The 12,476-nt window shown below is 61.5% G+C and carries 8 protein-coding genes and 6 pseudogenes; 9 read left to right on the top strand and 5 right to left on the bottom strand.

Annotation, left to right across the window (positions count from 1 at the left end; translation table 11 throughout):
* Positions 1–50: 50 nt before the first annotated feature.
* Together ACLBWX_RS22320 and ACLBWX_RS22315 are read right to left on the bottom strand one after the other, a co-directional pair.
* A pseudogene (locus ACLBWX_RS22320) lies at positions 51–1,360 on the bottom strand (IS701 family transposase).
* A 193-nt stretch (positions 1,361–1,553) separates the two neighbouring features.
* Positions 1,554–2,499 (bottom strand): annotated as a pseudogene (locus tag ACLBWX_RS22315) (IS630 family transposase).
* Between the two features lie 256 nt (positions 2,500–2,755).
* Between ACLBWX_RS22315 and ACLBWX_RS22310 the strand changes: the two are divergent.
* Complete coding sequence (locus ACLBWX_RS22310; protein ID WP_447679134.1) at positions 2,756–2,950, top strand: hypothetical protein; 195 nt, start codon at positions 2,756–2,758, stop codon at positions 2,948–2,950.
* Between the two features lie 538 nt (positions 2,951–3,488).
* Here ACLBWX_RS22310 and ACLBWX_RS22305 read toward each other — a convergent pair.
* A pseudogene (locus tag ACLBWX_RS22305) lies at positions 3,489–4,817 on the bottom strand (IS701 family transposase).
* A gap of 67 nt (positions 4,818–4,884) precedes the next feature.
* A pseudogene (locus ACLBWX_RS22300) lies at positions 4,885–5,263 on the bottom strand (IS481 family transposase); the annotation flags it as partial.
* A gap of 549 nt (positions 5,264–5,812) precedes the next feature.
* Here ACLBWX_RS22300 and ACLBWX_RS22295 point away from each other — a divergent pair.
* The gene (locus ACLBWX_RS22295; protein ID WP_447679133.1) at positions 5,813–6,952 is read left to right on the top strand and encodes a DegT/DnrJ/EryC1/StrS family aminotransferase; all 1,140 of its coding nucleotides are present in this window, start codon (positions 5,813–5,815) and stop codon (positions 6,950–6,952) included.
* Between the two features lie 908 nt (positions 6,953–7,860).
* Here the strand turns inward: ACLBWX_RS22295 and ACLBWX_RS22290 are convergent.
* Positions 7,861–8,031, bottom strand: a pseudogene (locus tag ACLBWX_RS22290) (IS630 family transposase); the annotation flags it as partial.
* Positions 8,032–8,097: 66 nt separating this feature from the next.
* Between ACLBWX_RS22290 and ACLBWX_RS22285 the strand changes: the two are divergent.
* The 7 genes and pseudogenes from ACLBWX_RS22285 to ACLBWX_RS22255 form a co-directional block, all read left to right on the top strand.
* Positions 8,098–8,415, top strand: a pseudogene (locus ACLBWX_RS22285) (IS110 family transposase); the annotation flags it as partial.
* 26 nt (positions 8,416–8,441) lie between these two features.
* Positions 8,442–8,882: a glycoside hydrolase family protein gene (locus tag ACLBWX_RS22280; protein WP_447679132.1), complete on the top strand. Its 441-nt coding sequence runs from the start codon at positions 8,442–8,444 to the stop codon at positions 8,880–8,882.
* A gap of 70 nt (positions 8,883–8,952) precedes the next feature.
* On the top strand, positions 8,953–9,462 hold the full coding sequence (locus ACLBWX_RS22275; RefSeq protein WP_447679131.1) for a hypothetical protein: 510 nt from the start codon (positions 8,953–8,955) through the stop codon (positions 9,460–9,462).
* Positions 9,463–9,485: 23 nt separating this feature from the next.
* Positions 9,486–9,893 (top strand): hypothetical protein, encoded by a 408-nt coding sequence (locus ACLBWX_RS22270; protein ID WP_447679130.1) that lies wholly within the window; start codon positions 9,486–9,488, stop codon positions 9,891–9,893.
* Between the two features lie 14 nt (positions 9,894–9,907).
* Positions 9,908–10,204 (top strand): hypothetical protein, encoded by a 297-nt coding sequence (locus ACLBWX_RS22265; protein ID WP_447679129.1) that lies wholly within the window; start codon positions 9,908–9,910, stop codon positions 10,202–10,204.
* A 2-nt stretch (positions 10,205–10,206) separates the two neighbouring features.
* Positions 10,207–10,812 carry a hypothetical protein gene (locus ACLBWX_RS22260; protein ID WP_447679128.1) on the top strand — a complete coding sequence of 202 codons (606 nt, stop codon included), beginning with the start codon at positions 10,207–10,209 and terminating at the stop codon, positions 10,810–10,812.
* 298 nt (positions 10,813–11,110) lie between these two features.
* A partial coding sequence (locus ACLBWX_RS22255) for a calcium-binding protein (protein ID WP_447679127.1) occupies positions 11,111–12,476 on the top strand: 1,366 nt, incomplete at its 3' end.

Raw genomic sequence — 12,476 nt, 5'->3', positions numbered from 1 at the left:
CTAGCACTACTTTGGCAGATTGATCTCAAGGTGGTTGATTGAGCACAGCATCACAGTGCGGGCATCGCCGCGGTGGTGGCCGACTGAGGTGATCCAGGATGGCCTGTCGGATCGCCGGCATCGAGGGCTGAGGCGGTGGGCAGGCGATTCTTTTTTTTCCGCCCCGCCGCTGCGAGGCGGCGGGACTGGAGGAAGGCGTAGGCCATCATCGTCATCAGCGCGTGTCGATGCAGTCCCGTCCAGGATCGGCCCTCGAAGTGGTCGAGGCCGAGTTCCTCCTTCATCTGCTGGTGGGCCTGCTCGCAGATCCAGCGCGCCTTGATCGTAGCGGCGAGCTGCTTGAGGGTCGCGTCGGCGGCCAGGTTCGAGAGATAGAACTTGCGCTCGCCCGAGCCTCGCTCCTCGCTCCTCGCGCACCAGCTAGACGGCTTCCCCGGGCAGGTGCTGGTTGCCTTGTGTACCGATCCGTTGCGTCGGACCGTCTGCCATCCGGATGCGCAACGCACAGAAGCGAGCCCGCAGCCGACCCTTGGTCCCGTGCCGCCAGGTCACCGACCGGCCGGTCATGTCTGCCAGGATCGCCTCGGCCGCGACGGAGACCTGATCCGGCACATGACGCTGGCGCGGTCGCCCACGCCCCGAGACGGGGAAGATCATCGCCACGTCGGCCGGGTAGACCTTGTTGCGTCCCGAAATCCCGACGGCCCATCTCAGGCCGCGCGCTCAGGGCCTGTCGGAACGGGGCGGAGCAGCCATAACCCGCATCGACCAGCACACAGCCGAAGCGCACGCCACCCTCTCGGACCCGATCGATCTCCGTGACCGCGATCTCCAGCTTGGTGCGGGCTGCGCGCCGATCCTCGGGAACGCCGGCCCTGGCCATCCGGTCCGGGTCGGCCGTCCAGGTCTCGGGCAGGAACAGCGCCAGGCCGACCGCCACGGGCACCTCGCCGCGCGCCAGCGTGAGCGACACCAGCGTCTGGCAGTTGGCGGTCTTGCCCAGCGTGGTGGCGTATTGCGGCGCGACCCCGACCGAGTTGTTGCCCTTCTTCGGCAAGGCGGTGTCGTCGACGACGAGGATCGCATCTGCACCGCCGACCAAGCGATCGGCCTCGTAGAGAAGCGCCTGCTGAAGCGGCGCCTCATCCCAGATCCCGGCGGCGATGAAGTGGTGCAGCCGATCATAGGGAACCCCATCGTTCCGCGCCGCTATCGGCTGGACGCTCTTGCGGTCGCCAAGGCCGATCAGACCGGCCACGTAGAGGGGGCACATCGCCCGGCGTGCCGAATGCGACAGGCCCGCCAGGAACGGCTGCAGCCATCGATCCAGATCGTCACGCCATCCGCCAGCACCTGACATCGCGCGCACCCACGCTCATGACCATGGCATGCGAATCCGCAAAAACCTCCCGCGTTCCCTCAATCTGCCAAAGTAGTGTTAGATCTGTCTCCTGCCTGAACGCTTCCTAAAACGGCAGGATCGCAAGCACTCTCTCGGCCCTCGTTGGCTCGTCCTGCATGCGAGCGATTTCGTTGGCTACAGCGGTTTCCACTTACTCCGGGTCGTATCCTTCAGCGGCGAAGAAGTTGGCGCACTCGGTTGGGGTGAAGGCGTCGAGCAGATCACCGACGACAGTCCAGAGCCGATCGACCGTGCGCTCGGCCGCTTTGCGTAGCAGCGCCTTGAGCTTGGCGAAGGCCATCTCAATCGGATTGAAGTCGGGTGAGTACGGCGGCAGGAAGCGAAGCCGTGCGCCGCGGCCTCGATGGTGACTCGGATCGCCGCGCCCTTGTGGGCGGGCTGGTTGTCGAGGATGACGATGTCGCCTGGCCTGAGGGTTGGGGCGAGTACCTGCTCGACATAGGCCAGGAACCAATCTCGCGTCATCAGCCCGTCGAGTACCATGGGTGCGCTCATCCCCAACAGGCGCAAGCCCGCCACGAAGGTCGTCGTGAGCCAATGAGCATGCGGGATGCCCGAGCGTAGGCGCTGACCGCGGGCACACCGACCGCGCAGGCGCGCCATGCGGGTGGAGAGGCCGGTCTCATCGATGAAGATCAGGCGCTCAGGATTGAGGTCGGGCTGGGCGGCAAACCACGCCTCGCGCGCGTCGGCCACATCGGGGCGATCCTGCTCGGTGGCGTGCGCTGACTTTTTTTCCACGTCACCGCCCGGCGGGCGAAGAACCGCCAGAGCGTGCCCAATTCGACCGAGACGCTGCGATCGGTCCGCAGGCGCCCCTGCATCTCGGCCAGCGTGATGTCATCCTTCTCTTCGGTAAGAGCGAGCAGGAAGGCTTCGTGCTCGTCGAGCTTGCAGCCGGGTGGACGGCCCTGATGGCGAGCCCGCGTCTCTCCTGTCGTACTCGCACGCGCGGCCCAGCGGATCACCGTAGCGATGCCGACCCGATAGCACAGAGCCGCGGCCCGGCGGGACAGACCTGCGTTCACCGCGTCGAGGACGCAAACACGCAGATCGGGACTGTAGGCACGGGCCATGGCGATCTCTCTGACAAACCTTCAGGGATCAACGCTCGCCCCAGCGCAACGACTCAGGGATCGTGGAAACCGCTCTAGTTGCATCAATAATTGTTGTCCAAATTGCGAATCATTTCGCCGTCTGGGTGCAGGCAATACGCACAGGAAGCCGGAAGGAAAAGTCGGGACGCCGCCCTCTCGGGAACCCCTGGGCTTTCGGGGAGTAAGTGCTTGCGGCTGCGCAGTGCGCCGCGGATGGATACGGGGAGCGTCAAACATGACTGGGAATGAAATCGCCGAACGTGCGTTCGCTCTAAAACGGAGTCTCGAGGAGTCCTCCGGCGAGAGCAGAACTGGCGATTTTCAATTGCAACTAACAACGTTGATCGCTGAGCTAGCGAAGCAGGTGTCCATCCTTGACCGCAGCCAAAGGGTTCAATTTCAAACGACGGCAGAAGGCGAGACGATTTGAAAAAAGGAAGGCGTCACGCAATTTCCCTTTTCTCGTAGGCAGACGCATCAGCGCCGCCGCGGCTAAGCATAGATATTTGCTCGAGTGAATATGCCAGGACGCGGCGGTCCAGGGGTCGGGCCAGCGCAGAAGTGCGTTGCGTTGGCCCGGGGCCGCGTGTGTTCTTCGTGAACAGCGAAGCACTGTAGGAAGCGGATTCAGAGCCTGTTTGGGTCCCTCAGCCGGCCATTCCCATCTGTCTCGTGTGCAAACACGAATTGCGCTTGGCGGAGCGGAGTGGAGCGCAGCTGTGGATGAATCGACAGTCGTGTCTCAGGGTGTGGTGTAGCTGAGGGGTGGTCATCGGCAGTTGCTTGATAGGGTCGGGTTGCGACAACCAACCCCGAACCCGAGAGCTCCCGATGACCGACGAGATGATGATCGTGCGCGGGCAGATGAAGAAGAGTGCCAAAGCCGATCTGCTTGATGGAATTGGACGCAGGTGGCATGACCGGGGCGGCCCAAGGTAAGGATCTAGCACTACCTGGGCACTTTGATGTTAGAGGGCAGCGTGAAGCGTCTTTGGCAGTGTGGGCACAGGACTGGCGGGACGAGGCTGGCGAACAGATGACCGATGATGGCCTGCCGCACGGCGGGCAGGCTGGGTGATGGCGGTGGCCCCGGAAGACGGGTCGTCATTTTTTCCCCGCCCCGTCCGACGATGTTCGGCGAGGCGCGGGTTCTGCAGGTAGGTGCAGGCGATATACGACATCAGCGCGTGTCAATGGAGCCCGGTCCAGGAGCGTCCCTCGAAATGGTCGAGGCCGAGTTCTTCCTTGAGCTGCTGGTGGGCCTGCTTGCAGACCCAGCGTGCCTTGATCGTGCCTGCCAGGGCGCGCCGTGCCGTCTCGGCCGGCAGGTTGGATAGGTAGTATTTGCGCTCACCCGACGAGCGCCACTCGCCCACGAGCCAGACCTCCTCGCCCGGCAGATGCCGGTTGTTGCCCCAGACCGGACCGTCGCCGGCCCGCACCCGGATGGTGGCGAACCGGGCCGAGAGCTTGCCCTTCGTGCCCTGGCGCCACGTCACGCGTCGCCAGGTCAGGTCGGCCAGCACCGCCTCGGCCTCACGCGGCTCCCGGTCCGGCGAGGGCTTGCGGGCGCGCCCCGTCGGCGGCACGAGCCGCACATCGGCTGCGTAGACCTTCTGGTTCTTCACGTTGCCCACCGCCCAGCGCAGGCCCCTTGCATCCAGGCTGTGACGGAAGGCGGCGCTGACGCCGTAGCCCGCATCCGCCAGCACCGTGCCGAAGCGTAGACCGGCGGCCTGCAGGCGATCGAGTTCCGACAGCGCGATCTCGCCCTTGGTCCGCGGCGCGGTCGCCGCCTCGGGCACGCCAGCCCGCCTGCATCGCTGCGGATCCCTCGTCCACGCCTCGGGCAGGAACAGGCGCAAGCCCACCGGCACGGGCACCTCGCCCTGCGCCAGGGTAAGGGAGACCAAAGACTGGCAGTTGGCCTGCTTGCCCAGCGCACCGCAGTACTAGCGCGCCACCCCGACCGAGCGCGTGCCCTTCTTCGGCAGGGCGGTGTCGTCAATCACCAGGCAAGCATCGGATCCGCCAACCAGCCGATCCGCCTGACGGGCCAGCTCCGTCCAGAGCGGGCGATCGTCCCAGGCCGGGCTGGCGATGAAGTGCTGCAACTGGTCGTGGCCCGACAGCCCGAGCCGCATCGCCATCGGCTGCAGGCTCTTGCGATCCCCCGGCCTCAGCAGACCCCGGAGGTAGAGCGGAGCCCAGGTCCGTCAGGTCTTGCGTCCCATCGCCGCCAGAAACGGTGCCAGCCGCGTATCAAGCCCGTCCGTCTCCTCGCGATCCAAATCCATCGCCGCCCCCGAGCCATCGTCAGGCAGACAACGCATCACGACCCTTCAAAGTGCCCAGGTAGTGCTAGAAGCGAGGCCGCTTGGGTTTGGCGCCTTCGACATCTGGAAGACGGCTGATGCCGTGACGTTGCGACAGCGATGCAGCGGCGAGCGGGTCGGATGCGGAAGGCTCGGCTGAAGCGCGTATAGGCAGTCGTCCGGCGGCAGCAAGGTATGCCGACACACAGCGACGATGACCGCCCCGACGTCCAGGCTGAGCACGCTGGAGCGAGGATCCTTCGGTCCCATCCGCGCATCCATGCTGGCCTGCGTGAGCGGCACCTATGCATGGTCCTGGGGTTAATCCCATAACGCTTGACAGCGACTCTTACGCTATCTTGACCCGCGTGGGTAGCCTGACGGACCGTTGCAGTCGTCGTGGCGTTGTCGCGGAGAACCTGTCCCATACCCCTCATGTGGTATTATTCCTACCAGCAGACAGAGGACGGAAAATCTGGAGCCATCTGTTTGTGCATTAGAATATTCACTGCCAGAAAGCCGCGTGACTCGTGATTGATCTATTGGTAAGCGCATGCCTCCGCTCTTGAGAGCATTGTTCTGCCGGGTTTCGCCAGACGCCTCCGATTGACTTCTAGGATCTACTTTTGACGCTCACTACAGCTACAACGATAAAGCAGGCTTGACGCCGCCTCGGGCCAAAATCACTTTTGCGAAGAAGACAAGCGACGATTTATTTATCCGAAACTCAATCGAAGCCCGACATGAAACAAATTTGCTGCCTTTGGTCTTTCGCTGCGCCGTTGTCGTCTTAATCCTAGTCCAGTGGCACGGCCGAATCGCATATCTTACAATCGGGCCCTGGAGGGAGGCCGCTTGATGAATGCTTTTCAGTGGGGGCCGGTTGATCAGATGCCCACCTTGAGATAGGAGTGTGTCGTAAAATCAAACACGCTTCGCGCTTTGGTGCAAAACTCTCGGACAAAAAAGGGCCTTAAATGGAACGTCAGGCTATACAGTTGTTTTCGCCAAGCTTTCGGATAGAAGAATGTTTGTCAGAAATTAGGAAGTGTATGGAGCTTGGCTGGACTGGGCTGGGATTTAGAACGAACGAATTTGAAGACGCTTGGAAGCAGTATACTGGATTGCCCAACGCTCACTTCCTTAATTCTGCAACTGCGGGATTACACCTTGCTATTAAGGTATTGAAAGACGTTTATAGGTGGGAAAATGATGACGAGGTCATCAGCACGCCGCTCACATTCGTTTCTACGAACCATGCTATACTATATGAAAACCTGAAGGTTGTCTTCGCCGATATTGATGAAATGGGCTGCCTCGATCCACTTAGTGTCGAACAGCGCATCACGCCACGTACACGAGCTGTGATATTTGTCGGTCTCGGTGGAAATGTTGGGCAATACAAGGCTATCGAAAAACTCTGCAAAGACCGCGGGCTTCTTCTAATTCTAGATGCCGCTCATATGGCTGGAACTCGCTATAATGATAAAACACCAGGTACTGAAGCAGACGTTATCGTATATTCGTATCAAGCGGTAAAAAATCTTCCGACCGCCGACTCTGGAATGATTTGTTTTAGAGACACAGAGCTTGACAGGACCGTCAGGCAGCTTTCCTGGTTGGGTATTGATAAAGATACCTTTGCTCGAACCAACTCAGGGGGGGCATATAAGTGGTACTATGACGTGCCGATGCTTGGGTTTAAAGAGCACGGTAATTCTATCATGGCATCAATTGCTTTAGTGCAGTTGAAGTATTTAGATCAAGATAACTCATATCGTCGTCAGTTGTGCAAATGGTACGATAACTCATTGGGCTCAAACAAGAAAATCGTCAGAGTAGGAATGGCTGAAGGATGTGAGTCTTCGCGTCACCTCTATCAAGTAAGAGTAAAGAATAGAGATGAGATCCTTTTAGCTTTAAACGCCGCATCCATATTTCCTGGAGTGCATTACCGCGATAATACCGAATTCACTATGTATTCGGAGGGGGCCCATAGCTGCCCCAACGCGAGACAATTTTCAAATGAGGTGATTTCACTGCCTCTTCATCTCAAAATGACTCGACAGGATGTAGATTATGTTTCGCAGACATTGATATCTACATTAAACCGCTAAAGTTTTCGGTCTGCTCAGGCTAAGTACGATTGAGTTCGCGTAAAATTAGAGGCTCAATTTTCCGATCTAACTGCATAGAATATCGAAGGTAGGGCAACTTTGCAGTTTAGGTCTGTACGGCTCAAGGGTGGCGACTGCAACAAGTCTGGGTCGGTAAGCGGCTGCTCAGTTCGGGATTGCTGTTGCCACCTCGATCCGCGGGATAGCTGCATTCATGGGTGCTGAGGGTCGCGTTCCTCGTTCAGCCCGGCATCAGGTCGAAGTATCATTTTGGTCGACGCGTACATTTTCACGCAACCAAATCCCTATCGGATGGGCGCCGACGGACTTCTGGATCTGCTCCTGACGAGCGAAAGGCTTCTTTCTAAAAAAATAGCGACGTTCGGGTTTTGAGCGTGATGACGCGGGCAAGCCGAGAGCTTCATATAGCCGTGGCTTGCGGGACCTAGCTCTGCACTTGCTCACAAGACCAATAACGTGATCTTCAGACAGGATCTGAGCCAAATCGCACAACTGCCAACGCACCGCGCTGTCGGCGGCGGGAGCCGGTTCCTGGTCGACCAACGCGTTGAAGGCATCACGCTGGTCAGCGTTCAGTCGCGGACGCGCTCCCGGGGGTCTTGCTGTCAATCAGCCTGTTTGTGCCTTCCACGTTGAAGGCCGAGGCTCAGTAGCGGCACCGTCTGCAATTACGACCCTGTCGATTGCTGCCGATTTTGAACTCGAGCCACCTGCGGCCATCTCGGGCAGTGCCAGCAGGGCTTGTTTAGGTCGGATCGCGCGATCTGTTGACCAGGCCACACAATCGCATAGCATCGAAATCTAAATGCAACTGCACCGGAGCAGCCATCGAGATTTTCTCAGCCTCCAGAATACAAAGACAGAGTCACAGCTAGAGCATTTTCGGTTTAATCTGGTTCGTATCCTGCGGCGGCGAAGAAGTTGGCGCACGCGTCCGGCGTGACGGTGTCGAGGAGGCGTCCGATGGCCGACCACAGCCACTCGACGGTTCGCTCGGCCGCTTTGCGCAGCAGCGCTTTCAGCTTCGAGAAGGCCATCTCGATTGATGATGTGGATGGCTCCTGCTCCCGGCGTTGCGTTGGAGCATAGTTGGGATGTTGTCGCCTCAAGCTGAGGAGCCACCCATGTCCGAGCTTGTTACGGTCGGTATCGACCTCGCGAAGAGCATTTTACAAATCCAGGGTGTTGATGAGAGCGGTCGTGTTCTCGTGCGTCGCCAACTCCGTCGAAGCCAGTTGCTCGCGTGGTTCGAGAAGCGGCCGCGCTGTCTAATTGGCATGGAGGCTTGCGGAGGCGCTCACGACTGGGGGCGCAGGCTTGAGGGTATGGGGCATGACGTTCGGCTGATGCCGCCGTCGTACGTGAAGCCCTACGTGAAGCGCGGGATGACCATCACCTCGGCGCAGTGCGACCTATCTTCAAGCGTGACGTTCAGAAGTATGTAGCGGCGGTCCGCCAGGGCCTGAAGGTGGCGGTCTCGCAGAACGCCTTCGATGCTCTAGTGTCGATTTGCTACAACATCGGGCCCGGGGCCTTCGCCAGTTCCACCTTCCTCAAGCGCATCAACGCGGGCGACGCGGCCGGCGCCTACGACGCGATCCTGATGTGGAAGAAGCCGATGGCGATCATCATCCGCCAGCAGGCCGAGGCGCAGCAGTTCGTTACCGCCTACGCCGCCGCGATGCCGCGGGCGACGACGATCGCCAAGCCGATCGCCGTGACCGCGCCAGTCATCGAGGTGATGCACGAGGCGGTGCCGACGCCGGTCATCGTGCCGGTCGCTCCGGCGGTCGCCGGGCAACCGAACCTGCTGATGCGGTTCCTGCGCTGGATCGACGACACCTACGGCGACACCCGGAAGGCCACCGCGAACGACAACGCGGCGCCGAGCATCAGCCGGGCGGCCTGACCGGAGATTCCGCGCCGGCCGGGTCACGCCGCGCAGCTCCCCTCGCAAGCTCCGCTCCTAAGGACCGAACATGACCCGCATTGTTCTCGCGGCGCTGGCGCTCGCCTGTGCCCTCTCCAGCCCTGCCTTCGCCGCCGAGGTGGTCGCCCCCGTGCCCGTCGCGCCGGCCGTCATCCTGCCCTGGGGGGACTGGGTCGTGGCCATCGGCCAGACCCTGACTGCTGTGCTCCTGCCGGTCCTCGTCGGCCTGGTCAGCAAAGCCGTCTACCAGGTCGCGCCCTGGGGCCGCCTCGTCCTGACCCAGGCCCGCCTCGAGCAGATGACCAAGGCCATCACCGACTATGCCCTGAACGCCGCGGAGGGTGTGGTGAAGGGCCAGGCGCTCACCATCCCAGTCGGGTCGGCCGTAATCGCCAAGGCGGTGCAGCGCGCCGTCGATGCCGCTCCCGCGAAGGTGGTAGCCGCGGCCGGCGGCCCGAACGGCGTCGCCGAGCTCGTGTTCCGCACCCTGCACCTGCAGGACGGTGCCACGGCCGCCAACACCCTCGCGCCGGCCCAGGCCGCGATCGTCGCGAAGTAGGCCTGTAGGCGGGCGGCACGCACATGCTCATCACCGAAGCCCACGCCCAAGCGGCCGAGGCAACGAAGGCGGCGGCCCAGGCGGCCGACGTCTTCCCCGACCGGGGCGTGCTCGGCGCCGCGTGCGTGCTCCTGATCGTTGCCCTCGGAGTGACGTTCTGGCTCCTGGTCCGGTCCTACGACCGCTACCAGGGGCTGGTCGAGCGGGTCGTCTCCATCGCCGAGGGCAGCAAGGCGAGCCAGGAGAAGACCGCGACGGCCTTCGGCGGCCTGACCACGGCCCTCGATACCACCACGCGCGCCGTTCAGGATCTCGCCCGGGAAGCGGAGGGCGAGGCGCGCGAGGTGCGCCACGGCCTCGCGAACCTCGGGACGATCGTCAGCAGCGTCGCGGATTCCCTGCGGCGCGCCCTCTCCGGGGGGCGCGAATGACCTGGAGGCGGATCATGTCGTGGCTCTTCCCATCGCACGCGACGCGCACCGCCCATCTCGACGCGGCGGTGAACGAGGCCCTTCTGGCCGGCAGCGAAGTCGAGAAAGCGGCCGATGACATGGTCGCCACGACGAGCGAGGCCGAGGCCCGGGCGCAGGCCGTGGCGGACGAAGCCACCCAGCGCGTGGCCCGGCAGGAACTCAGGCGCATCGCCCGCGAAAAAGCAGTGCGAGAGCGAGGCGTGGCCGCGGCCGTGGACGACCTCCTCCGGCTCCCGAGCTTCGGTGGCCCAGGCGACAGAGAGGCCTGATCGTGTTCGTGAACATCTACGCCAGCAACAAGCCCGAGAACATCCGCGGAATCATGCTCTGGAGCGCCATCGCGCTGTTCGTGGGCTACCAAATCCTCAACGTCTTCGTACCGAACTCCGAGATGATCCTGTATGTCTGGATCCTCGACTCCGCGACGACGGCGGTGGCCCTCTGGATCTTCGCGGCCGACGCCTGGGCCGGGATCTGGCGATCGATGCCGAGGCCCCGCGACTTCCCGATCGTCGGCATCTGGTTGAAGGTCCTGTCCGCCGAGCTCCAGTCGATCAACGCCATCATCTACCGGTTGTCCGGGAAGCCGGACTGGTGGCTGAACAACGAGTTGCTAGGCGGGATCATCCTGCTCTCGGTCGTTGCGGTCGTGTGTCACGTCTGCACGCCCGGCACGGTCGAGGAGGACGGCAACCCGGTGGTGCCGCGCCGGAACCAGTATGCCCTGGCGATCGGCTTCGGTATCGCGGTGTTCGCTGTCGGTGCGCTGATCGCATCGAAGCCGGTTATCGGACCGTATCTCGAGCGGTCGCGCCCCTGGATCGGCGACTGGTGGCAGACCGGGATCCGGCTGGTGCCTGGCGCATCGCCGACGTAGTCCGGAACAATTACGGCGCCGGCCCGTTCGCACCGGACCCAAGTGAGACTCGACCTTCACCCGCCCGGAGCAATCCGAGGCGGGTTTTGCGGTGCTTTCGGTGCGGACGTTGTGCTGGCTAGGCTCTGCGATGTTGGGCCCCCTGATGCCGAAGACGTGAACAGGTGGTCGCCCTCGATCTCTGCGCCTTCAGGCCCTGTCCGATCCTCACCACACACCATCCGGACTCGATAAAACCAAATTATTTCCGTACAGGTATGATTGCGACGAAACCGCTATTCTCTTTAGAAAGCATGTCATGTCTCAAGTGCTTACAGACGCAGCTGACATTTACCCAACAATAAATCAGAGTGTAGTATATGCGCTCGACGGAGACGACAAATTAATAAGCGCTCAGCTTAGCCCACGAATATATGGCGGCGAAGGACGCGACTTTCTGTCATACGTAGGGGCCACGACAGCGTTCATTTACGGCGGCAGTGGCTCTGATTTGATTAGTGGTGGCACAGTCGAAGACTATCTTTATGGCGAGTCCGGCAATGATTTGCTGCTTGGCGGCCCAGCCAGCTCTACTGTTTTAGCGGATGGTTCCGTTATAATTGTCCCCAGTGAGGTGAGTGGAGACGATTACTTGGATGGGGGCCAAGATTCGGATGCGCTATATGGTTTTGAGGGAAATGATATTCTGCTTGGAGGTGATGGCAGCGATTCAGGGATCATTTTCGTACCGTCAGCCGGGGCAACGCCTGCCTTTCTGACCGTGACCGCCGGTCTATTCGGAGGTGCCGGAAACGACTTTCTGGACGGAGGGCAAGGCAACGATTACCTGGATGGTGGGACTGGCAACGACACGTTGCTTGGAGGGCAGGACAACGACACGCTGGTGGGCGGGGCGGGCGCAGATCACCTCGATGGCGGAGACGGCGTAGACTACGCGTACTATGGCGATTCCGGCAACGCCGTGTTCGTAGTCCTAGGGGCCGGAGTTGCTACCGGGGGTGACGCGACGGGTGACACGCTTACCAACATCGAGTCGGTGGTGGGGTCGACCTTTAGCGACATCTTGTATGGAAGCGCCCTTGGGAATGAGCTGATCGGGGGCTTGGGTGACGACTCCCTTCAGGGAATGGGAGGAGCGGACTATCTCGACGGTGGGGCCGGCAACGACACCGCCTCCTACCTGAGTTCGGCCGGAGCAGTATATGTCGATCTGAGCGCGCGTACCGGCTCGAGCGGAGATGCTAACGGCGACCTCCTCGTCAACATCGAGAACCTCTACGGCTCTGGCGGCAACGATGTGCTGATCGGAGACGCCGGCGCCAACGTGCTGTTCGGTGCCGCTGGGAGCGACAATCTCCAGGGCGGCGCAGGCGCCGACGTGTTGATCGGTGGCGAGGGTGGCGACACACTCACGGGCGGGGCAGGTAACGACATGTTCCTGTTTCGGCCGGAGCAGGCAGGCAGCACGGATATTGTGCTCGACTTCGACCAGAATGGCGACGATACCATTGTATTTCAGGGCTTTGGCGCAGGCTTTGCCGCGACTCTACAGGTTTCCGTAGTTAACGGTTCCGATGTGGTTCTGTACTCCAGCGCTTGGGACAGCAGCGTCGTTGTGAAGGACGGTCTGAACTACGTCGGCACCTCGGACTTCCTGTTCACCT

The sequence above is a fragment of the Methylobacterium sp. M6A4_1b genome, from assembly GCF_053345175.1.
The sequence above is the reverse complement of the archived record's forward strand: the minus strand, read 5'-3'. Positions and strand labels throughout refer to the sequence as shown.

Coding starts and splice junctions, on each gene's coding strand:
- ACLBWX_RS22270 (WP_447679130.1), top strand. CDS start 9,486: ATGCTCATCACCGAAGCCCACGCCCAAGCGGCCGAGGCAACGAAGGCG.
- ACLBWX_RS22295 (WP_447679133.1), top strand. CDS start 5,813: ATGGAACGTCAGGCTATACAGTTGTTTTCGCCAAGCTTTCGGATAGAA.
- ACLBWX_RS22310 (WP_447679134.1), top strand. CDS start 2,756: ATGACTGGGAATGAAATCGCCGAACGTGCGTTCGCTCTAAAACGGAGT.
- ACLBWX_RS22275 (WP_447679131.1), top strand. CDS start 8,953: ATGACCCGCATTGTTCTCGCGGCGCTGGCGCTCGCCTGTGCCCTCTCC.
- ACLBWX_RS22265 (WP_447679129.1), top strand. CDS start 9,908: ATGTCGTGGCTCTTCCCATCGCACGCGACGCGCACCGCCCATCTCGAC.